General features: G+C 38.5%; 21 protein-coding genes. 13 read left to right on the forward strand and 8 right to left on the reverse strand.

Annotated elements, in window-relative coordinates; genetic code table 11:
• The first annotated feature begins 56 nt into the window (after nucleotides 1-56).
• The 12 genes from ppsA to alr all read left to right on the forward strand — a co-directional run bounded on the left by ppsA (nucleotide 57) and on the right by alr (nucleotide 12,476).
• Nucleotides 57-2,444, forward strand: a complete 2,388-nt coding sequence (gene ppsA, locus RMA94_RS16310) for a phosphoenolpyruvate synthase (RefSeq protein ID WP_005803576.1) — start codon at nucleotides 57-59, stop codon at nucleotides 2,442-2,444.
• 64 nt (nucleotides 2,445-2,508) lie between these two features.
• Complete coding sequence (locus RMA94_RS16315) at nucleotides 2,509-3,264, forward strand: RDD family protein (RefSeq protein WP_002119677.1); 756 nt, start codon at nucleotides 2,509-2,511, stop codon at nucleotides 3,262-3,264.
• A 316-nt stretch (nucleotides 3,265-3,580) separates the two neighbouring features.
• Nucleotides 3,581-4,633 carry a ubiquinol oxidase subunit II gene (cyoA, locus tag RMA94_RS16320; protein ID WP_002119579.1) on the forward strand — a complete coding sequence of 351 codons (1,053 nt, stop codon included), beginning with the start codon at nucleotides 3,581-3,583 and terminating at the stop codon, nucleotides 4,631-4,633.
• 3 nt (nucleotides 4,634-4,636) lie between these two features.
• On the forward strand, nucleotides 4,637-6,628 hold the full coding sequence (gene cyoB, locus RMA94_RS16325; RefSeq protein ID WP_005068497.1) for a cytochrome o ubiquinol oxidase subunit I: 1,992 nt from the start codon (nucleotides 4,637-4,639) through the stop codon (nucleotides 6,626-6,628).
• Nucleotides 6,629-6,632: 4 nt separating this feature from the next.
• Complete coding sequence (gene cyoC / locus RMA94_RS16330) at nucleotides 6,633-7,253, forward strand: cytochrome o ubiquinol oxidase subunit III (protein ID WP_002119759.1); 621 nt, start codon at nucleotides 6,633-6,635, stop codon at nucleotides 7,251-7,253.
• Entirely contained in the window at nucleotides 7,253-7,582 is a 330-nt protein-coding gene (locus RMA94_RS16335; RefSeq protein WP_000094534.1) for a cytochrome o ubiquinol oxidase subunit IV, read from the forward strand. Before cyoC ends, RMA94_RS16335 begins: the two co-directional genes overlap by 1 nt.
• A gap of 10 nt (nucleotides 7,583-7,592) precedes the next feature.
• Nucleotides 7,593-8,471 (forward strand): heme o synthase, encoded by an 879-nt coding sequence (cyoE, locus tag RMA94_RS16340; RefSeq protein ID WP_161282372.1) that lies wholly within the window; start codon nucleotides 7,593-7,595, stop codon nucleotides 8,469-8,471.
• 181 nt (nucleotides 8,472-8,652) lie between these two features.
• Nucleotides 8,653-9,036 carry a 30S ribosomal protein S6 gene (rpsF, locus tag RMA94_RS16345; RefSeq protein WP_002119610.1) on the forward strand — a complete coding sequence of 128 codons (384 nt, stop codon included), beginning with the start codon at nucleotides 8,653-8,655 and terminating at the stop codon, nucleotides 9,034-9,036.
• 11 nt (nucleotides 9,037-9,047) lie between these two features.
• Nucleotides 9,048-9,275, forward strand: coding sequence for a 30S ribosomal protein S18 (gene rpsR, locus RMA94_RS16350; RefSeq protein WP_000090661.1), 228 nt, complete (start codon nucleotides 9,048-9,050; stop codon nucleotides 9,273-9,275).
• Between the two features lie 8 nt (nucleotides 9,276-9,283).
• Nucleotides 9,284-9,730, forward strand: coding sequence for a 50S ribosomal protein L9 (rplI, locus tag RMA94_RS16355; RefSeq protein ID WP_000382591.1), 447 nt, complete (start codon nucleotides 9,284-9,286; stop codon nucleotides 9,728-9,730).
• Nucleotides 9,731-9,927: 197 nt separating this feature from the next.
• Nucleotides 9,928-11,373: a replicative DNA helicase gene (dnaB, locus tag RMA94_RS16360; RefSeq protein ID WP_002119718.1), complete on the forward strand. Its 1,446-nt coding sequence runs from the start codon at nucleotides 9,928-9,930 to the stop codon at nucleotides 11,371-11,373.
• 32 nt (nucleotides 11,374-11,405) lie between these two features.
• A complete protein-coding gene (gene alr, locus RMA94_RS16365; protein WP_274859255.1) occupies nucleotides 11,406-12,476 on the forward strand; it encodes an alanine racemase in 1,071 nt (356 codons plus the stop codon).
• A gap of 62 nt (nucleotides 12,477-12,538) precedes the next feature.
• Here alr and RMA94_RS16370 read toward each other — a convergent pair whose 3' ends face one another.
• From RMA94_RS16370 to RMA94_RS16385, 4 genes are read right to left on the reverse strand one after another with little or no spacing between them, the layout of a single operon-like run.
• Entirely contained in the window at nucleotides 12,539-13,273 is a 735-nt protein-coding gene (locus tag RMA94_RS16370) for a proteasome-type protease (RefSeq protein ID WP_002119721.1), read from the reverse strand.
• Between the two features lie 15 nt (nucleotides 13,274-13,288).
• The gene (locus RMA94_RS16375; protein WP_039758311.1) at nucleotides 13,289-14,068 is read right to left on the reverse strand and encodes a transglutaminase family protein; all 780 of its coding nucleotides are present in this window, start codon (nucleotides 14,066-14,068) and stop codon (nucleotides 13,289-13,291) included.
• Nucleotides 14,069-14,070: 2 nt separating this feature from the next.
• On the reverse strand, nucleotides 14,071-14,667 hold the full coding sequence (locus tag RMA94_RS16380) for an alpha-E domain-containing protein (protein ID WP_130172403.1): 597 nt from the start codon (nucleotides 14,665-14,667) through the stop codon (nucleotides 14,071-14,073).
• Nucleotides 14,668-14,689: 22 nt separating this feature from the next.
• Nucleotides 14,690-16,240, reverse strand: coding sequence for a circularly permuted type 2 ATP-grasp protein (locus RMA94_RS16385; protein ID WP_130172402.1), 1,551 nt, complete (start codon nucleotides 16,238-16,240; stop codon nucleotides 14,690-14,692).
• 225 nt (nucleotides 16,241-16,465) lie between these two features.
• On the opposite strand from RMA94_RS16385, the gene RMA94_RS16390 reads away from it, so the two are divergent.
• Nucleotides 16,466-17,473, forward strand: a complete 1,008-nt coding sequence (locus RMA94_RS16390) for a YafY family protein (protein ID WP_202724255.1) — start codon at nucleotides 16,466-16,468, stop codon at nucleotides 17,471-17,473.
• Nucleotides 17,474-17,837: 364 nt separating this feature from the next.
• Here RMA94_RS16390 and RMA94_RS16395 read toward each other — a convergent pair whose 3' ends face one another.
• The 4 genes from RMA94_RS16395 to RMA94_RS16410 are packed head-to-tail and all read right to left on the reverse strand — an operon-like array spanning nucleotide 17,838 to nucleotide 20,673.
• Nucleotides 17,838-18,179, reverse strand: coding sequence for a DUF3325 domain-containing protein (locus RMA94_RS16395; protein WP_130172401.1), 342 nt, complete (start codon nucleotides 18,177-18,179; stop codon nucleotides 17,838-17,840).
• Nucleotides 18,176-19,903 carry a PepSY domain-containing protein gene (locus RMA94_RS16400; RefSeq protein WP_130172400.1) on the reverse strand — a complete coding sequence of 576 codons (1,728 nt, stop codon included), beginning with the start codon at nucleotides 19,901-19,903 and terminating at the stop codon, nucleotides 18,176-18,178. The genes RMA94_RS16395 and RMA94_RS16400 overlap by 4 nt, the downstream gene beginning before the upstream one ends.
• Nucleotides 19,903-20,253: a hypothetical protein gene (locus tag RMA94_RS16405; RefSeq protein WP_064785204.1), complete on the reverse strand. Its 351-nt coding sequence runs from the start codon at nucleotides 20,251-20,253 to the stop codon at nucleotides 19,903-19,905. The genes RMA94_RS16400 and RMA94_RS16405 overlap by 1 nt, the downstream gene beginning before the upstream one ends.
• A 30-nt stretch (nucleotides 20,254-20,283) precedes the next feature.
• Nucleotides 20,284-20,673, reverse strand: a complete 390-nt coding sequence (locus RMA94_RS16410; RefSeq protein ID WP_130172399.1) for a Fur family transcriptional regulator — start codon at nucleotides 20,671-20,673, stop codon at nucleotides 20,284-20,286.
• Nucleotides 20,674-20,687 lie beyond the last annotated feature (14 nt).

The raw sequence follows: 20,687 nt of genomic DNA on the forward strand, positions 1-20,687 counted from the left end.
AGCACTTTATTTTTATAATTTCATGCCAAGATAGACATTAATACTGCAAAAGTGGAGTGAAAACTTTGGAAGCGCGCGTAATCGGTCTAGAAAAATTAGGGAAACACGATGTCGAACTCGTAGGTGGGAAAAACTCATCTTTGGGTGAAATGATCAGCCATTTATCAAATGCTGGTGTATCGGTACCTGGTGGCTTTGCAACTACTGCTGCTGCCTATCGTGAGTTCTTAGACCAAAGTGGTCTTAACGCTCGAATTCAAGCAGAACTTGCTCAACTCAACGTCGATGACGTAAATGCTCTTGCAGAAACAGGCGCTAAAATTCGTCAATGGATTGTAGAGACTCCACTCACTGCAACCTTAGAACAAGAAATTCGCGCCGCTTTTACAGCACTTTCTAACGGCAACCCTGATATCGCGGTTGCCGTTCGTTCATCTGCAACTGCTGAAGATTTACCAGATGCTTCTTTCGCGGGTCAACAAGAAACTTTCTTGAATATTCGCGGTATTGATAACGTACTTATTGCGATTAAAGAAGTATTTGCTTCTTTATATAATGACCGTGCAATTTCTTACCGTGTGCATCAAGGTTTTGATCATGACATCGTTGCACTTTCAGCGGGTGTTCAGCGTATGGTTCGTTCTGAAACCGGCGCTGCGGGTGTAATGTTTACACTTGATACAGAATCTGGTTTCCGTGATGTTGTATTTATCACTGCCTCTTACGGTTTAGGTGAAATGGTTGTACAAGGTGCCGTTAACCCAGATGAGTTTTACTTATCTAAACCATTATTAAATGCAGGAAGACATTCTGTTTTACGTCGTAACCTTGGCTCTAAACACCAAAAAATGATTTATGGTGAAGAAGGTTCTGCGGGTAAATCTGTTGTTGTTGTTGATGTTGAAAAACAAGATCGTCAACAATTCGCTTTAAATGACCATGAGTTACAAGAGTTAGCTAAACAAGCGCTTATCATTGAGCAGCATTACGGTGCTCCAATGGATATCGAATGGGCAAAAGACGGTGATGACGGTCAAATTTATATTGTTCAAGCCCGTCCTGAAACTGTAAAAAGCCGCCAAAATGTAGGCACTATGGAACGCTATCTTCTCAAACAAAGAGGTACTGTTCTTTGTGAAGGTCGTTCAATTGGTCAACGTATTGGTTCTGGTAAAGTCCGTATTGTTAACTCAATAAAAGAAATGGACAAAGTTCAAGAAGGCGACGTTCTTGTATCAGATATGACCGATCCTGACTGGGAACCGGTAATGAAACGTGCTGCTGCAATTATCACTAATCGTGGTGGTCGTACATGTCACGCAGCAATTATTGCACGTGAACTTGGTGTACCAGCGATTGTAGGTTGTGGTAACGCAACAGAAGTATTAACTGATGGTCAAGAAGTAACTGTTTCTTGTGCTGAAGGTGATACAGGTTTCATTTACGAAGGTGCTTTAGATTTCGAAGTTCAACGCAACTCAATCGAATCTATGCCTAAGCTTTCGTTTAAAATTATGATGAACGTAGGTAACCCTGACCGTGCATTTGACTTTGCTCAAATTCCAAACGAAGGTATTGGCCTTGCTCGTCTTGAGTTCATCATTAACCGTATGATCGGTGTGCACCCTAAAGCCCTACTCAATATTGATAGCCTCCCTCGTGAAACTCGTGCTGCGGTTTTAACTCGTACAGCGGGTTATGCTTCACCTGTAGATTTCTATGTTGAAAAATTGGTTGAAGGTATTGCGACTCTTGCTGCTGCATTTGGTGACAAGCCAGTTATCGTTCGTATGTCTGACTTCAAGTCAAACGAATACGCAAACTTAATTGGTGGTAAGTTATACGAGCCTGAAGAAGAAAACCCGATGCTGGGTTTCCGTGGTGCAAGCCGTTATGTATCTGATAACTTCCGTGATTGTTTCGAATTAGAATGTCGCGCACTTAAGAAAGTTCGTGATGAAATGGGTCTCACCAATATTCAAATCATGATTCCTTTTGTACGCACAGTATCTGAAGCGAAACGTGTTATTGAATTACTTGCACAAAATGGCTTAAAACGTGGTGAGAACGGATTAAAAGTAATCATGATGTGCGAATTACCAACTAACGCTCTGTTAGCTGAACAATTCTTAGAGCACTTCGATGGTTTCTCTATTGGTTCTAATGACTTAACTCAGTTAACGTTAGGCCTTGACCGTGACTCAGGTATTGTTTCACACTTATTTGATGAACGTGATGCAGCTGTTAAAGCTCTTCTTTCAATGGCAATCCATGCCTGCCGTAAAGCAGGTAAATATGTAGGTATCTGTGGTCAGGGGCCTTCAGACCATCCAGATCTTGCAAAATGGTTAATGGAACAAGGTATTGAATCTGTCTCTCTTAACCCAGACTCAGTTTTAGATACATGGTTCTTCCTTGCTGAAGAAAAAATCAAGCAAATCTAATATGTTATAAAAAAAGGCCCATCCGTGGGTCTTTTTTCATCTTTAGAATAGAGAATTTTTATTTATGCAAATTTACTTGGCACGTAATAATCAACAAGCTGGGCCTTATACTTTAGAACAAGTAAATCAAATGTTGGCTAGCCAACAAATTTTGTTAACTGATTTAGCTTGGCATGAAGGCATGACAGAATGGAAAGCTTTAGGAGAATTAACCCAAGGTAAACTTGTATATCAACCTATCGGTTATTCTGTACCTACAATAAACACGAATACATCAACTAATGAAACTATTCGTCAAATTCGTGTAGAACCTAAAGTTCATGAACTTGCGTCTATTCCGGCTCGGGCTTTAGCAAAAATTATTGATTTATTGCTTTGGTTACCAATCGCTGCAATTCCTTCTTTTTTCTTTAATGAAGCTCAATATAAGCAATTATTCGAGCTGCAAAAACAGATGCAATCTGCCGAAGTCGCATCGACTAAAGCTGCAGAATTGCAACAACAACTTTTTACTTTAATTCCAATAGAAGCTTGGCATTCAATGCTTCTTTACGTCGTAATTATGCTTGCAATTCAAGCCGTTCTTTTAACAAAGTTTGGTCAGAGTATAGGTAAGAAAATCGTTGGAATTAAAATTGTAGATGCTGAGGACAATAGCAAGGTTAATTTAACTCGCATCTTCTTATTAAGAAGTATTGTTTTTATCATATTAAACTTACTGTTTATGCCGATCAGTACAATTATTGACTATGCTTTTGCATTAGGACAAAAGCGACAAGCTTTACATGACAAAATTGCAAGAACAAAAGTGATCAAATGATAGTGAATGACTCATTCATTTAATGTCTAAAAAAAGAGGAGGCACCCTGCCTCCTTTTTTCTATAGTGAGTTGATATTTAAATAAAAGCTCTATTGAAATTAGATACCCTACAAAAAAAATCGGGTTTTAAAACAATTATTTCAGCCTACTTTATGTATAGCTTAGTTTGTCGATATGAGGCATAATGCCCTACAACGTAGCGGTGTCATATAATTGAGAAGTCTAAATTTAAGGATTAGCGTTCTCAATCATGCGACACTTTAATCGCTATCCCATATTTAATTAGGGAATGGGACTCTTCACCGAGGTTGTAAAATGAGACAAACGATTTTAGCTGTATTGTCTTTATCAACGCTTGCTGCACTTTTGACTGGGTGTGGTGGTGATATGGTACTTCTAAACTCTAAAGGTCCAGTTGGTCAAGGTCAAAGTGACCTTATGATGACTGCGATCTATTTAATGTTACTTGTGGTGATTCCTTCAATCATCATGGCATTATGGTTTGGTTGGAAATATCGCGCGTCAAATAAAGATGCAGACTATAAACCTACATGGGCACACTCAACTGCAATTGAAGTTGTAGTATGGGGTATCCCTGTCATTATTATTGGTATTTTAGCTTGGTTAACTTGGTGGGGTTCCCACAAGTATGACCCATACCGTCCTTTAGAATCAGATAAAGCACCTTTAACTATTCAAGTTATTGCTGAACAGTTTAAGTGGATCTTTATTTATCCTGAACAAAACATTGCAACAGTTAACGAAGTACGTTTCCCTGAAAAAACTCCGTTAAGCTTTAAAATCACTTCTAACTTTACAATGAACTCATTCTTCATTCCACAGTTAGGCGGCCAGATTTATGCAATGGCAGGTATGCAAACTCACCTTCATTTGTTAGCAAATGAAACTGGTGTATATCGTGGTTTCTCTTCTAACTACTCAGGTTACGGTTTCTCTCAAATGCGTTTCAAGGCGCATAGTGTTACAGAGCAACAATTCAACGAATGGGTAGCAGCGGTTAAAGCAGGTAATGGTTCAACCATTAACCCAGAAGCAGTTCAAAAAACTACGCTTGACCAAGCTGAATTGGCAACCTTACGTGATGGTAACCGTTCTAAGCATCAGATCGAGCATTTAGTAAATCGTGCTAAAGCTGCTGGTGATGAAAAAGCAGTTGCTGAAGCTGAAGCTATGAAACCGTTCCCGACTAAGCCACACCCTGTGACTTATTACTCTACTGTTGAGCCTAAATTGTTTGAAACAATTATCAACCACTATATGAGTAACTATCATGGTGTTGACCACTCTGCTGAACACGCAACAGCTGACACTCATGCTGCAGCTGAACACGCTGCTCAAGGGGAATAAGACATGGATATGATTTTTGGTAAACTGGGTTGGGACTCTATCCCGACAGAGCCAATCGTACTTGTCACCATGGTCCTTATGGCAATTGGTGCAATTGCAGTGCTTGGCGGTATCACCTATTTCAAAAAATGGGGATATTTGTGGAATGAGTGGTTTATTACGGTAGACCATAAAAAGATTGGTATCATGTATATCATCGTATCTGTTGTCATGCTTCTGCGTGGTTTCGCCGATGCGATCATGATGCGTTTACAACTTTTCCTCGCTAAAGGCGGCGGCGAAGGTTATCTACATCCTGACCACTATGACCAGATCTTCACCGCACACGGTGTAATCATGATCTTCTTCGTAGCAATGGGTCTCGTTGTAGGTATGATGAACATCTCTGTACCTTTACAGATTGGTGCTCGCGACGTTGCTTTCCCATTATTGAACTCTTTAAGCTTCTGGTTATTCGCTGGTGCTGCTGGTTTGATGATGCTTTCACTTGTGCTAGGTGAATTTGCTGCGACTGGTTGGATGGCTTACCCTCCTCTATCTGGCATTCAATATTCTCCTGGTGTAGGTGTTGACTACTATATCTGGGCACTTCAGGTTTCTGGTCTAGGTACGCTTTTATCTGGTGTTAACTTCTTCGTTACCATCATCAAAATGCGTGCACCGGGCATGAAATTAATGGACATGCCTATTTTCACGTGGACTTCACTTTGTACGGCTGTATTAATCATTGCATCATTCCCTGTATTAACAGGTACTCTTGCAATGCTTACTCTTGACCGTTACTTCGGCTTCCATTTCTTCACAAATGAGCTTGGCGGTAGCCCAATGCTTTATGTGAACTTGATCTGGACATGGGGTCACCCTGAAGTATATATCTTGGTATTACCAGCATTTGGTCTATACTCAGAAATCGTTGCAACCTTCTCTCGTAAAGCGTTGTTCGGTTACAAGTCTATGGTGTATGCAACTATCGCGATTACTGTTCTTGCGTTTGTTGTATGGCTTCACCACTTCTTCACCATGGGTGCTGGTGCGAACGTTAACGCGTTCTTCGGTATCATGACCATGGTTATTGCGATTCCTACTGGTGTGAAAATCTTCTCTTGGTTATTCACCATGTATAAAGGTCGCATCACCTTTACTACTCCAATGTTATGGACGCTTGGCTTCCTTGTAACATTCGGTATCGGTGGTTTAACTGGTGTACTTATGGCTGTTCCACCTGCGGACTTCTTGGTACACAACTCATTATTCTTGATCGCTCACTTCCATAACGTAATTATTGGTGGTGTGGTGTTTGGTATGTTTGCCGGCATCATTTACTACTGGCCAAAAATGTTTGGTTGGAAGCTCAACGAAGCATGGGGTAAAGCTGCGTTCTGGTTCTGGTTCTTCGGTTTCTATTTTGCATTCATGCCACTTTATATCCTTGGTTTCATGGGTATGACTCGTCGTTTGAATACATATGACAACCCTGAATGGGATCCGTACCTTGCGATTGCATTATTTGGTGCTGTTCTTGTTGCGATTGGTATTGCATGTTTCTTAATGCAAATCATCGTTGGTTTCTTACAACGTAAAGACAACATGGACCTTACTGGCGATCCATGGGATGCTCGTACGCTCGAATGGGCGACCTCTTCCCCTGCTCCGTTCTATAACTTTGCGCATGAACCAGATGCAAGCGGTATCGACCGTTTCTGGACTGACAAAGAAAATGGTGTAGCATACGCACGTAACACTAAATATGAAGACATCCACATGCCGACTGATCGTGCTGCTGGTTTTGTCATTGCAATGTTCATTACTCTTCTTGGCTTTGCACTCATCTGGCATATTTGGTGGCTCGTTGTTGTTTCATTCGTTGCAGCTGTTGTTAGCTTGATCGTAAGCTCATTCACTAAGAATGTTGACTACTACGTTCCTGCTGCTGAAGTTGAGCGTATTGAAAACGAACGCTATGCTTTACTTGAAAAACACTTGAAGAAGGACTAAGGAAATGGCTGAAGTACTTCATCACGACAACCACGGCCATGACGGTCATCATGAACATGATGATACCGACTTAACGGTTTTTGGTTTCTGGACATACTTGATGAGTGACTTGATTCTTTTCGGATCACTCTTCATTGCGTTCGCTGTATTAAGCAGTCATGTTCCAGCAGGCACTCCAAGCGCATATGACCTATTCCATGACTCATTAGGCTTCGTGTTAACTGAAACATTTGCCTTATTGATTTCATCGGTAACCTTTGGTTTTGCTGTACTTGCATCTTATAAAAAGAATGTAAATCAAGTTATCACTTGGTTATTTATTACATTCCTTTTTGGTGCATCGTTCATTGGAATGGAAGTCTATGAATTCCATCACCTTGTACATGAAGGCCACGGTCCAACTCACAGTGCATTCTTATCATCGTTCTTTACTTTGGTTGGTACACACGGTATCCACGTAACTTCTGGTTTAGTGTGGATGCTTGTATTAATGTATCAAATCAAAACTAAAGGTTTGACTTTACCGAATACACGTCGTCTTGCTTGCTTAAGCTTGTTCTGGCACTTCCTTGACATCGTTTGGATCTGTGTATTCAGCGTCGTTTACTTACTGGGAGTCCTCTAATGAGTAGTCATGAGCATAATGCTGCTGGTGCGTCACACGGTAACTTTAAGCAATACACTGTTGGATTTATCCTTTCTGTTATCCTCACTATCATCCCTTTCGGGATGGTGATGGCGGGTGGTTTCAGTCGTGGTCTTTTAGTTACAGTGATTGCAATCACTGCGGTTGCTCAGGTTCTTGTACAACTTGTGTACTTCTTACACATGAATACATCATCTGAACAACGTTGGAATATGATTGCATTCATCTACACAATCCTATGTATCGCCGTACTTTTAATCGGTTCTGTGTGGATTATGAATTACCTTCACTACAATATGATGATCTAAACTGATTGTCATGTTGAGAAAATATTTATTCCTGACTAAACCAGGAATTCTCTTCGGTAATTTCATTACCACCTTGGGCGGCTTTTTCTTAGCCGCCCAAGGCTCTATAGACATCTTATTATTACTCCTCACCCTACTTGGAACAACTTTAGTTGTGGCTTCTGGTTGTGTGGTTAATAATGTTATAGATCAAGATATTGATACAAAGATGCAGCGCACTCAAAATCGTGCTCTTGTTAAAAAAACAATCTCTCCTACTGTTGCGCTGATATATGCATTAGTGCTTGGAGTAATTGGTTTTAGCATTTTATGGTTTGGTGTAAATGGTTATGCATTTTTGTTTGCAATGATTGGTTTTATTGTCTATGTCGGTTTTTATAGCTTGTGGACCAAACGCACCTCAATCCATCAAACCGTCATTGGTAGCATCTCCGGAGCGAGCCCTCCTGTTATTGGTTATGCAGCAGTAACTCATCAATTTGATGTGGCAGCCCTGCTTTTGTTTTTAGCATACGCTTTATGGCAAATGCCTCACTCTTGGGCAATTGCAATTTATCGTTTTGATGATTACAAAAATGCGGGAATTCCAATTTTACCTGTAGCACGTTCTATTTATCGTACGAAAATTGAATGTGTAATCTATATCCTATTATTTGCAGCTATTTTGAATGGGTTATATTGTTTTGGCTATACCAATGTATTTTTTTTAATTACTTTTAATGCTTTGACTGCATATTGGTTATATTTATCAGTTATTGGATTTAAAGCCGAAAATGATCAATTGTGGGCTAAACGTTTTTTCCTGTACTCGGTCATATTAATTACCCTGTTAAGTTTGAGCTTTAGCTTTACCTATCAATCCCCTGCTCCAAATCTTCCTCTCTTTTAAACAAGAGAGGATTTCCTCTTTATAGTAAAGAAGTTTTACTTTTCTGATCAAAAGATTTGTTTTTAGTCGAACTTTTACCTATAATTCAGCCTTCGCAAATTTTGCGACATAACTTATTAAGTTATGACTCCTTGCTTCTAATTTTTTTATTAGGGGCTGTTTAAACCGTAAGGAGCTGACAATGCGTCATTACGAAATCGTACTTTTGGTACACCCAGACCAAAGCGATCAAGTTGTAGGTATGGTTGAACGCTATATCTCTCAGATCAAAGAAGCTGAAGGTCAAATTCACCGTTTAGAAGATTGGGGCCGTCGTCAATTGGCTTACCCAATTAACAAAATTCACAAAGCGCACTACATTCTTATGAATGTTGAATGTGGTCAAACTACGCTTGATGAGTTAGAAGAATTATTCCGTTATAACGACGCGATCATTCGTAACCTTATCATCCGTCGTGAACACGCAATCACTGAAGAGTCATTGCTTGCTAAGAGTGCTGAAGAAAAGCGTGCGCGTAAAGCTCAACGCGAAGAAGCACAGCAAGTTGCTCAAGAAGCTGAATAAGGAGAACATCAATGGCACGTTTTTACCGTCGTCGCAAGTTCTGCCGCTTTACAGCTGAGAATGTTGCGTACATCGACTACAAAGATATCGACACTTTAAAACAGTACATCACTGAAAACGGCAAGATTGTTCCTAGCCGTATCACTGGTACTAAAGCTCGTTATCAACGTCAATTAGCACTTGCTATCAAACAAGCTCGCTATTTGTCTTTGATTCCGTACACTGACAACCATAAGTGAGGTGATCTGTGGACGTTATCTTATTACAACGCATTAAGAACCTTGGTAAATTAGGCGATAAAGTATCAGTTAAAGCTGGTTACGGCCGTAACTTCCTTATCCCTCAAGGTAAAGCAGTTGCAGCTACTGAAGCTAACACTGCTGCTTTTGAAGCTCGTCGTGCTGAACTTGAGAAGCAAGAAGCTGAAGTTTTAGCTGCTGCTCAAGCACGTGCTGAACAATTGAATGAAGTTAACATCGTTATCACTGCTAAAGCTGGTGACGAAGGTAAACTCTTCGGTTCTATTGGTACTCGTGACATCGCTGACGCATTAACGAATGCTGGTCTTACAGTTGACCGTGCAGAAGTTCGTTTACCAAATGGCGCGCTTCGTCACACTGGTGAATTCAACATCGCAATCCAATTGCACCATGATGTTGTTGCAGAAGTTCTCGTTACTATCGTATCTGAGTAATTTCTCATCAAAAAAAGAGCATGCTTTTGCATGCTCTTTTTTTATGTTTCAAATTTTAAAATAAGATATATTAATTCCTGATCAGTTCTTCAGTTTAATTGGTTTTTTAATTAGGTAGTTTATTTAATTTTGTTTTAAGATAGTTCTCGGCTTTACAGCCTCTTTGTGTACACCTTTCTTTATCATCAGGTCTAATTATGTCTCAGGCGAATGCCACTTCTTTAGCGCTTTCATCTCCAACAGAAAATAAAACGAGTGAATCAGGCCAACTTAAAGAGTTTCGCACTCCCCCACACAATTTAGCTATTGAACAAGCTGTTTTAGCTGCCCTGATGACAGTTGCCGAATCTTTCGAACAAGTTAACGATGTACTCAAAGAAAATGATTTTTACGCGACTCGCCATAAATATATTTTTCGTGCAATCGAGAAATTAGCACAAGAAAACTCACCTTATGATGCTGTCTTAGTAAGTGACTGGCTCTTAAAACAAAATTTACTAGACGCTATTGGTGGCGAAGAATACTTAATGCAGCTTATGGCTGACTCACCTTCAAGTTTCTATAACTTAGAAACTTATGCCACTAAAATTAAAGAGTTTTCTACGCTTCGTAGCATGATTAAAGTTAGTACTGAAATTTTACAAAATGCTTATGACACGAAAGGCCGCGGTGTTAGTGAAATTTTAGACTTGGCTGAAACAAGTATTTTCTCTTTAGCTGAACAGCACAATAACAATAAAAAAGATGCAGGTCCTAAATCTATTAGTTCTGTTACCGCAGACGTAATTAGTAAGCTTGATGAGCTTTCAAAATTAGATGGAAATATTACAGGTTTAACGACTGGCTTCTTAGAACTTGATAATAAAACATCTGGTATGCAACCTGGTGACTTAATTATTGTTGCTGCACGTCCATCGATGGGTAAAACTACTTTTGCTATGAATTTGGTTGAGAGTGTTTTGCAATATAACAAGTTACCTGCTCTTGTCTTTTCAATGGAGATGCCAGCGGACTCGATTGCGATGCGTCTTATTTCCGCAATGGGTAAAGTCCATCAAGGTCATTTACGCTCTGGTAACCTCGATGCAGATGAATGGACCAAGGTGACTGGCACAATTTTGCAGCTTCAACAAATGCATTTGTATATTGATGACTCATCTGCTCTACCTCCAACTGAACTTCGTGCCCGTGCTCGTCGTGTTGCCAAAATGCATGATGGTAAAATCGGTTGTATCATGGTCGATTACTTGCAGCTCATGAAAGTCCCGGGCATGGGTGATAACCGTGTAGGCGAGATCTCGGAAATTTCTCGTAGCTTAAAAGCATTAGCAAAAGAGATGCAATGCCCTGTTATCGCACTTTCCCAGCTTAACCGAAGTCTGGAAAACCGTCCAAATAAACGCCCTGTAATGTCCGACTTACGTGAATCTGGAGCGATCGAGCAGGATGCCGACTTAATTATGTTTATTTACCGTGATGAGGTTTATAACAAAGAGTCAAAAGAAGCCGGCACTGCAGAAATTATTATTGGTAAGCAGCGTAACGGTCCAATTGGTTCAGTTCGTCTTGCTTTTGAAGGTCAATATACTCGATTTAGTAATCTCTCTCCTGAGTATTACAGCCAATATGATGATGAAGAATAAGCTCTATCTCTAGCCCAAAGGAGTAAATGAGGGTGCGCCAAGCAACAGTTTATATTGACCGCAATGCACTTCAATATAACTTAAACCGTGTCAAACAACTCGCAACAAATTCAAAAATTGTAAGTATGGTAAAAGCCAATGCTTATGGACATGGAATCAAAGACTGTTTAGCAGCCTTAAATGCATCAGATGCCTTTGGTGTCGCCTGCCTACAAGAAGGTTTAGAAATTCGTGAATTAGGATTTCAGCAGCCTGTTACTTTAATTGAAGGGGTATTTTGTGAAGATGAAATGCCAATTGCAATTAAACAAAAATTTGAATGTGTCATTCACCATCAACAACAGTTTGAATGGTTGATTAAACACAAACAAGCGTACATCAATCAAGGTTTAAAAGTCTGGGTTAAACTTAATAGTGGGATGAACCGGTTAGGTTTTAAAAATCCAGAAATTATTGAAGTTATTAAGACTTTAAAATCTGAAGGATTTACTTGTGTACTTGCGATGCATTTCGCAAATGCAGATGTAGACCATCCACTTAACGAGCAACAAAAACAACAATTTCTACAAGTTAAACAAGCTTGTGATCCAGTGTTAGCTTCTTGCTGTAACTCTGCTGCTATTTATAAATGGCCAGAGTTACATTTTGATTATGTTCGTCCGGGTATCATGCTTTACGGCGCCTCGCCTTTTGCAGATCAAACAGTTCATGATCTTGACTTAAAACCAGTAATGACTTTTTCAGCAGAAGTGATTGCACTCAACCATATTCAAACTAATGAACATGTCGGTTATGGTTCTACTTTCTGTGCAAAGCAAGCAATGGATATCGCGATTGTTTCTATAGGTTACGGTGATGGTTATCCACGAGCTTATATTAAACAAAACTATGTCGCTATTGATAAACAACCCTGTGCGGTTGTAGGGCGAGTGAGTATGGATATGATTGCAATCGACGTGACAGGCATGAAAGTAAAATTAGGCACTCCAGTTGAACTCTGGGGTCCACATCGCTTAGTTGATGATGTTGCGGATGCAAACGGAACGATAGGATATGAATTACTCTGTCGCTTAAGTAATCGCCCCACTCGTAAAAGCACTTAAATAATAAAATATAAAAAAAAATCCAAGCATGCTTGGATTTTTTTTATTTAAACATTCAAAATTTATCGCCAGTAATCATCTGTAGGCTTTGGCATTTCCTGTAAACCCCGACGAAGAGTATCTGACCATTGTTTACTAATCTGTGAGAAATAAGGATCATCTTCGGTTATTCGTTTTCCCATGGGGATAACAAAGCTATCTTTAATGTAAACCAATGCATCAAGTGGTAAGCCAACAGAAACATTTGAACGCAAAGTCGAATCAAAAGAAATCAGGCTACAACGTAATGCATCGTCTAGTGGCATTGCATAATATAAAGCTCGATCCAGAATAGGCTTTCCATATTTACTTTCACCTATTTGGAAATAAGGTGTATCTGTAGTTGCGCAAATGAAATTGCCTTGTGGATAGACATTATAAAGTTGCATGTCACCACCCTTAATCTGTCCACCCACCAAAATACTACAGGCATAATTCATTTGTTCTTGGGTGTCCGAACTAATATCCTCTAAAACAGTTTTTAAGGTTTTGCCAATTAGTTCAGCCGCCTCAAACATCGTATTAACACTATATAGATTAGGCTCTTGCTGCAAAGTCAGGGCATTTTGTAAATGACCAATAACAGCTTGCGTTGTTGCTAAGTTACCTGCAGTTTGCAAGGCAATAAAACGTTCTCCGGTAACGCCGAAAGTATGCAGTTTTCGGAACACAGAAATATGGTCAACTCCTGCATTGGTTCTTGTGTCACTAATAAACACCAAACCTTGTTCCAATCTTAACGCACAACAATAGGTCATTTCATTCCTTTACATTCAACATGCCAACACTTGAACCACAGACATCATGTTCTCAACTCCACCTTGCTCTCTTACGCCACGAATAGGTGCCACATCGAGATAGTCACGTCCTACTGCAAGGTAGATGTGATGTTTGGGTGTAAACAACTGATTGCTTACATCAAAACAATACCACTGATTTTCTAAAAATACCTCCGCCCAAGCGTGACTGGCAAGGTGCGGATAGTTTTGATCAAATAGATAACCAGAGACATAACGTGCAGGTAATTGTAGCGCACGACACATCGCAATTAAAATGTGAGCATGATCTTGGCATACACCTTGACCAGCATGAAATGCTTCGATCGCAGTTGTCTGAACCGAAGTACTTTCAGGCTGATAAAGTATTTTTTGCAAGATATATTCGCTTAATAACGCAATATGCTGTCGATCCTTAACCACTACAATATGTTTGGCAAAGTCCAACATTTCCGAATCACATCGAGTTGCACCTGTCATCTGCAAAAACAAATTTGTAGGTGTAGAGAGATCTACACAACCTAGTTCTACATTTCGAAGCTCAACAATTCCTTGGGCCATAAATGTAAGATGTTGATATGGATAACGCTGACTAGCCGTCATCCATACATTGTTAAATATATCTCTCTTTATTGTTTTATCACCCGGCACGCTAATTGCCCAATTCATAACATGTTGGTGAGGCGATGTTTGAGGCATCATTTTAATATACTGAATGCTGTTCCGAGCAGTTTCAGTATAGCTATAATGCGTTTGATGATTAACCATCAATTTCATAATCAGCCCTCAAACATATTTTCCAACTGCTGTGTAAAATTATAGTAAGCGTCCCACGTAAGTTGCTGTTTTAGTGCTTGCCAATTTTCATCTATATTTTCCCAATTCAAATTAGCAAGCTGTTGCACCACCAAATCTAGTTCTAATACAAGAACAGATAAATCTTCTCCAAAACGCAGCTCTATATCAAATTGCTCTATTTTTTGGCCTAAATGCAAAAATAAACGTACATCCTCATGTTCTGCTTCTAGTATTTGTGTGCATTGTTCGACAGCTTTACTTAATGCATCAGGTTGAGGTTGAAGTGTATTAATAACATTATTTAATTCTGCATAAGCATGTGATGACAAAATACCTCTTAGTTCCTGAATATTATCTTTAGCAATAATGAGCTGGTTCAGTAATGAAAATGTTTGCTTCTTGTCTAACATATAGTGATTTAGTAATTCAGCATTTTCTATGACCAAACCAAATGCTGCTGCAAATCTTGTTGCTTTCTCATCTTCTGTAAAGGGTAAATGAGAGGCTGCAAATTTAACTCGCATCAAATATCGACCCAACCAATATATTTGATGCGCACTCGAATTGAGTAAAACCATAAAGTTCCTCTTTAACCCACAATCAGGAATGTAATGTTTCAACAACCCATGTATCTTTTATACCGCCACCTTGAGATGAATTTACGACCAAAGAGCCAGCTTGCATAGCTACGCGTGTTAAACCACCAGGTACAATCTCTGTACGATAAGGTGAGCTCAACACAAATGGACGCAAATCAATATGACGTTCCGCTACTCCGCCTGTTGTTAAAGTTGGAGCGACAGATAAAGCTAAGGTAGGCTGCGCAATATACATATGAGGCATCGCAATCAATTTTTTTCTAAAGTCATCAATTTCGCATGAGCTTGCTTTAGGTCCAATCAACATGCCATATCCGCCCGAACCTTGTGCTTCCTTAACGACTAATTGATCAAGATTAGAGAGTACATAGTCTAAGTGTTCTTCTTTACGGCACTGATAAGTGGGTACATTTTTTAGAATTGGTGTTTCATCTAAATAATATTGAATCATTTGATCTACATAAGGATAGATAGATTTATCATCAGCCACACCCGTTCCAGGTGCATTTGCAATCACGACATTTTTTTGTAAATAAGCAGACATAAGACCTGCTACACCTAAAGCACTGTCTGGTCGAAATGCTAAAGGATCTAGAAAGTCATCATCTAAACGGCGGTAAATTACGTCTACTTTTTGACGCCCACGAATAGTTTTGACAAATACTTGATCATTTTCTACAAATAAATCCCGATTTGTGACCAATGGCACATCCATTTCACGCGCTAGAAAAGCGTGTTCATAATAAGCACTGTTAAAACGCCCTGGTGTTAGCACCACAATAAAAGGTTGATCTGCAGAAGAATTTTCTTGCAATATTTCTTTTAAAAGTTTTGGATAATGCTCAATCCCCTGTAAATTATTGGCTGTACATAGCTCAGGCATTAATTTCTGGCTAATATTTCGGCTCTCAATCATATAAGACACCCCAGACGGTGTTCTCAAATTATCTTCTAATACAAAAAACTCCCCTTCACCATCACGGATAATATCGATCCCACTAATTTGTGAATAAATTTTTCCTTTTAAAGAATGTTTAAGCATATGGGGCTGGAAAGCGTCATTTCCCATAATTTGTTCTTCGGGAATGATTTGTTCTTTTAAAATATGCTGTCCATGATAAATATCATCTAGGAAATAATTTAATGCTTTAACACGCTGTGCACAGCCTGAGGCAATTTTTTCCCATTGTTTTTTCTCGATTACTCTTGGGATTAAATCAAAAGGAATAGTGCGCTCCGTTCCTTCTTTATCGCCATAAACATTAAAAGTAATCCCATGATAAAGAAAATGCTGTTTTGCTTGGGTATTTAACTCCTTTAACTCATCTAAAGTACGGATGCATAACCATTGTTCAATTTTTTTAGAAGCTGCACCATTTGATGTTACATCATCAAGCATCTCATTAAAGAACTGTGATTTAAGTTGCTCAAAGAGATTGGTTTGCACAGAAATATGTTCTAAAAAAGAGGTTGGGTTAATGAGTGCTGTTGTTGTCTGCTCTTGTATAAAAAAATCATTATCTAGATGTAATTCATGCTCTTGTTCTGACATAACCACCTCGTCTTATCATTTATCTATATTTCATTTTTAAATAAGCAATTTCAGTGCCACTTATATATCTGTAATACTTGTACGGCATCATTGTTATAACTTTCTTCTAAATCTTATCATCGTTTGCCCAATGGGCTATAAACTGAATCTGACAAACTTGCTAAATCTGTAAAGATTTTTTATTGTGTTGACACCAAAGCAATTGGATATAGATGTATTACGCTTATGTCTGTAATAGAAAAAGAAACTTCGAATAGTTTATATCGCCAATGGCAGATCTTGTCTCGCCTACCGACCGGCAAATGGATCGGGACTCGAGAATTGCAAGAAATGCTTGAGCGTGAAGGTATTGATATTAGTTTAAGGACTATTCAGCGTGACTTAAATCAAATTGCTCAGCGTTTTCCGATAGAGAGCAATAAAGCCGTACCTCAAGGCTGGCGGTGGCAATCAGATGCGCCTATTCAAAGCTTACCTCACATGACAAGTTCTCAAGCGGTAACCTTTATGATGGTTGAGGAGCATCTTAAGCACCTCCTTCCTCCGAGCCTGCTTGATGAGATGGGACCATGGTTCGATTTGGCCAAACGTAGTCTCTCTACACAAAATAATGTGAGACAGTGGATTAACCGTGTACGTATTGTTCCGGCAAGCCAACCGTTAATTCCACCTGTAGTTGACCGAAATGCTCAACAAGCAATTTATGAAGGTTTGCTCCAAGACAAGCAAATAGAATGTGTTTATCGGGCACGGGTCAATCAGGGTGAAGACAGAACTTATATTTTAAATCCTTTGGCTTTGGTACAAAAAGGTGCAGTCATTTATTTAATTTGCACACGACATGACAAAACTGAAGTGCAAACATTTGCTCTGCACCGTTTTAAATCAGCAAAAGTATTAGACAGCCGAGCACTACATCCAGTTAATTTTGATATTGATCATTATATTGACTCGGGGGCTTTAGGCTTTAGAGTGGACTATAACCAACCAACTGAATCAATTCAGCTCACCTTAACCATGACAGAGCAAACTGCGAAAACCTTTTATGAAAGTCAGTTAAGTAAAGACCAAACCATTACTCCACTTGAAGAAAATATTGTAGAAGTTTCAGCGACTGTACCTTTTACATCTCAACTAGTATGGTGGCTACGTAGTTTTGGTAAGAAATTACTGCATATTGAGCCAGTACAAGTACACAATGCTGTGCGAGAAATTGAAGCTGAGAATAAATAGATATAAAAAAGAGAACCATAAGGTTCTCTTTAGATTTTGAATTATAATTTTCTTAATTTTATATTGTTCTTATATTTTACTTGTTTTCAGATCAATGTGTTCTCCCCCACCAAAACTGATCTGCTCTTTCTTTTGCGCTATTTTGAACATGAGCATTGGCATGCCATTTCATATCCATTGTAGCGAATTGATTTCATTGTCATCATTAAAGCCCTCTTGTTTGAACGTGAATTCAATATAACTGGCGACTTAAAATATGTGAAATAAGAAAAAAAGGAAGCGAAATCTCTTTTCTTCCTTAGGAAGTTTCCATATATTTTTTGAATAGAAAATAAAAAAGCCCAGTCTCAACTGGGCTAGAAAATCAAACTAAAAGATCAAACATTAATAAAGCCAATATGATCACTCTTGAAAACTGATTCACTAGCTTTAAATGAATAGGATAATAACTTAATAACCAAAGAATTAATAAAGCAGCAAAGCTCAGTGTGCCGATCCAATAACATATACCGATAGACTTTCCCCACTGATAAATTGAAAGAGCCAATGCAATTACTAAAATGCTATAACCAGTGATCAAATACCAAATATTGTATTTTTCTTGCAAAACTTTTTGAAACACTTGTTGTTGATGACGAGACATAGAAAAACAAATGTGTAAAAAACCAAGCAGACACAAAAAATAAATAAGGAAAAAATCAATCATTGGCCTTCTCCTCGCATAGCAGCACTTTCAAGGTTTATATTTTTTTTTGTTTTGTGAATACCAGCTACTTTGTGATTTTTTACTTTATAAAATATAAATAACAAAATCATTCCAAGAGCCAAACTCATCAAATCAAAAGTTGCTACTACCCATTGAGCCTCTGCAATACTGCTCCAGATTACTCGTCCACCTGTTAAAGCATTTAATAGAGGAATAACACAAAATAAAATAGCACCGAACAAAAGTTGCTCTAACCAAGCATTTCGATGTGGGCGTAAAGCTGCATGTAGCAGAGTTAACAGCCATACGATAAAGAAAATTTTAATTTCTAAAAAACTACGATTTTCAGTGGTAACTGGAATTAAACGGTTTGCATAAAAATAACCAGCTGTCGCAATTAATAAACCAGAAATTGATGCAATATTTAAAACCTCAACCAAACGATAGCCAAAATTTTTATAGCCCTGCTTTTGTTGCTGAGGTGCACGTTTGACACACCAGAGAATTAATCCTGATGCAACCATTACTGTTCCTAAAATACCTGAAAAGAATAATAACCAACGTAGTCCTAAATCAACGCCGCGGGCTTCATGTAGTACAGTAACGGTATTATAAATACCGATCGGAACACTAATTTTGAGCTGTTGAGGCTGAGAGATTAACTCACCTGTAACACCATTAAAAATTAGTGTTGGAACAATCGCTCGATTTAAAATACTTTCTGAATATGTAGCACGGATTTCTATCTCACTATTTTGACGGTTTGGTGAAATGATATTGAAGGATGCAACTGGGTTATCACCCCATAATTTTTGTGCTTGAGCTAACATTGCTGTTAAATCAGCAAGAGGTACATTTTTAACCTCCAAACGACTTCTTTCTTTATTTAATCGACCCTTTTCCCCTTCACCATGTCCATTGCGTTTACTGCTATCAAGTTTTTGTGAACTAGAAGCGAATTCAGCAGGTTGGATAGTTTCTCCATTCAGCTGCGCGCGTTGTGCTTGTAAAAAATGCAACCGTCCTTCTGGAAATAAAGCAGAAACGCCGTAAGGCATTAGTGAATACATCAATAACATTAAGCCACTAAATGTAATCATAATATGAAATGGCAAAGCTAGTACTGCTGTTGCATTATGGCCATCCAACCAAGAACGCTGCCCTTTGCCTGAACGAAATGTAAAAAAATCCTTAAAAATTTTTTTATGTGTAATCACACCACTGATAATCGCGACAAACATAAGTACTGTCGCGATACCTACAATCCAACGTGCCCAGCTACGAGGCAGGCCATAAAGCTCAAAATGAAAACGGTAAAGAAAACTACCTCCACGAGTTTCACGTGGCTGAAGTTTTTCACCAGTGACTGAATCCAATATGACACGCTCACCACCTCGACGTGCTCTTGGATCTTCGTTTTCACCACGAATCGTAATATCAGTCGTGGTACTCCGTGCATTTGGCAAATTGATATTCCATGCAGAAGCATTTGGAGCATTTTGCTGTAAATAAACGATAGCTAATTGTAATTGCTGAGACTGATCTTTACGATTTATGGACTGATGTAGTTCAGGCTTCATCCAAATGGAAATTTCATTTTGAAAAAAGCTTAATGTTCCCGTTACAAAAATTGCATATAGCAACCAACCTAGAATTAGACTCGCCCAAGTATGTAACCATGACATTGACTGACGTGGGCTTTCTGTATTTCCATCAATACGCATTATATTATTCCTTTCAATCCCCAATAAAATATAAATAAGAGTACTGATGGAATCACAACTCCCCATGTTGCTCTTTGCGTACTATGATTTATAAAAACCCATATAAATACAGAAACATAAATAATGAAGGCTAACATTGTTGCAGATAAAACAGCATCTACAGGATGAGCTTTGAATAAATAACTCAATACAACACAGGCTAAAGCCGAAAGAATATATCCACCGATACCAGCTAAGATAAATCGATAAAAAATCATCCATCTATATTTTGCAGGAACTACTTTATGTTTTACTTTTCTTTTAATCGAACTTTCTTCTGCAATTAAATTGCATGGTTCAGTCGTTAACATATGAGACACCGAGATAACTTTAATTTAAAACTATTGCTTATATAAAGTCAGTTCTAGACCTATAATATCCGGAGGTAAATCTTCAAGTATTTTTTCAAGTTTCTTATTAATATTTTCATCATGAAATAAAACAGATAAGCCTGTTTTTGAATCAAAAATATTAATACCTACTCGTTGATCTGCAGATTTATAAATACTTTTGTTTTTACCGTAGAATATTCGCTTGATTAAGCCATGATTTTCTAGATCGACTAAAATACGATAAATAGAACCTATACTGATCTTTTCTTTTCCAGCAAGCAGCACATACATATCTTCTGCAGTTAAACCTTGCGGATTTTCTATAAGCAAATGGAAAAGTACAACACGTGAACGTGTAGCAGTTAATCCATTTGATCTTAGTTTAGAGGCAATATTCATTTTGCAATTTGATA

The organism is Acinetobacter sp. V115_6, assembly GCF_031799025.1.
Lineage (GTDB): Bacteria > Pseudomonadota > Gammaproteobacteria > Pseudomonadales > Moraxellaceae > Acinetobacter > Acinetobacter pittii.

Excerpts from the sequence above, each read along its gene's own strand:
- RMA94_RS16395 (WP_130172401.1), bottom strand. The coding sequence starts at position 18,179 with ATGATTGATTTTTTCCTTATTTATTTTTTGTGTCTGCTTGGTTTTTTA.
- RMA94_RS16380 (WP_130172403.1), bottom strand. The coding sequence starts at position 14,667 with ATGGTTTTACTCAATTCGAGTGCGCATCAAATATATTGGTTGGGTCGA.
- cyoC (WP_002119759.1), top strand. The coding sequence starts at position 6,633 with ATGGCTGAAGTACTTCATCACGACAACCACGGCCATGACGGTCATCAT.
- dnaB (WP_002119718.1), top strand. The coding sequence starts at position 9,928 with ATGTCTCAGGCGAATGCCACTTCTTTAGCGCTTTCATCTCCAACAGAA.
- RMA94_RS16370 (WP_002119721.1), bottom strand. The coding sequence starts at position 13,273 with ATGACCTATTGTTGTGCGTTAAGATTGGAACAAGGTTTGGTGTTTATT.
- RMA94_RS16335 (WP_000094534.1), top strand. The coding sequence starts at position 7,253 with ATGAGTAGTCATGAGCATAATGCTGCTGGTGCGTCACACGGTAACTTT.
- RMA94_RS16410 (WP_130172399.1), bottom strand. The coding sequence starts at position 20,673 with ATGAATATTGCCTCTAAACTAAGATCAAATGGATTAACTGCTACACGT.
- RMA94_RS16390 (WP_202724255.1), top strand. The coding sequence starts at position 16,466 with ATGTCTGTAATAGAAAAAGAAACTTCGAATAGTTTATATCGCCAATGG.
- cyoA (WP_002119579.1), top strand. The coding sequence starts at position 3,581 with ATGAGACAAACGATTTTAGCTGTATTGTCTTTATCAACGCTTGCTGCA.
- cyoE (WP_161282372.1), top strand. The coding sequence starts at position 7,593 with ATGTTGAGAAAATATTTATTCCTGACTAAACCAGGAATTCTCTTCGGT.
- RMA94_RS16385 (WP_130172402.1), bottom strand. The coding sequence starts at position 16,240 with ATGTCAGAACAAGAGCATGAATTACATCTAGATAATGATTTTTTTATA.
- RMA94_RS16405 (WP_064785204.1), bottom strand. The coding sequence starts at position 20,253 with ATGTTAACGACTGAACCATGCAATTTAATTGCAGAAGAAAGTTCGATT.
- rpsF (WP_002119610.1), top strand. The coding sequence starts at position 8,653 with ATGCGTCATTACGAAATCGTACTTTTGGTACACCCAGACCAAAGCGAT.
- RMA94_RS16375 (WP_039758311.1), bottom strand. The coding sequence starts at position 14,068 with ATGAAATTGATGGTTAATCATCAAACGCATTATAGCTATACTGAAACT.
- RMA94_RS16400 (WP_130172400.1), bottom strand. The coding sequence starts at position 19,903 with ATGCGTATTGATGGAAATACAGAAAGCCCACGTCAGTCAATGTCATGG.
- cyoB (WP_005068497.1), top strand. The coding sequence starts at position 4,637 with ATGGATATGATTTTTGGTAAACTGGGTTGGGACTCTATCCCGACAGAG.
- RMA94_RS16315 (WP_002119677.1), top strand. The coding sequence starts at position 2,509 with ATGCAAATTTACTTGGCACGTAATAATCAACAAGCTGGGCCTTATACT.
- rpsR (WP_000090661.1), top strand. The coding sequence starts at position 9,048 with ATGGCACGTTTTTACCGTCGTCGCAAGTTCTGCCGCTTTACAGCTGAG.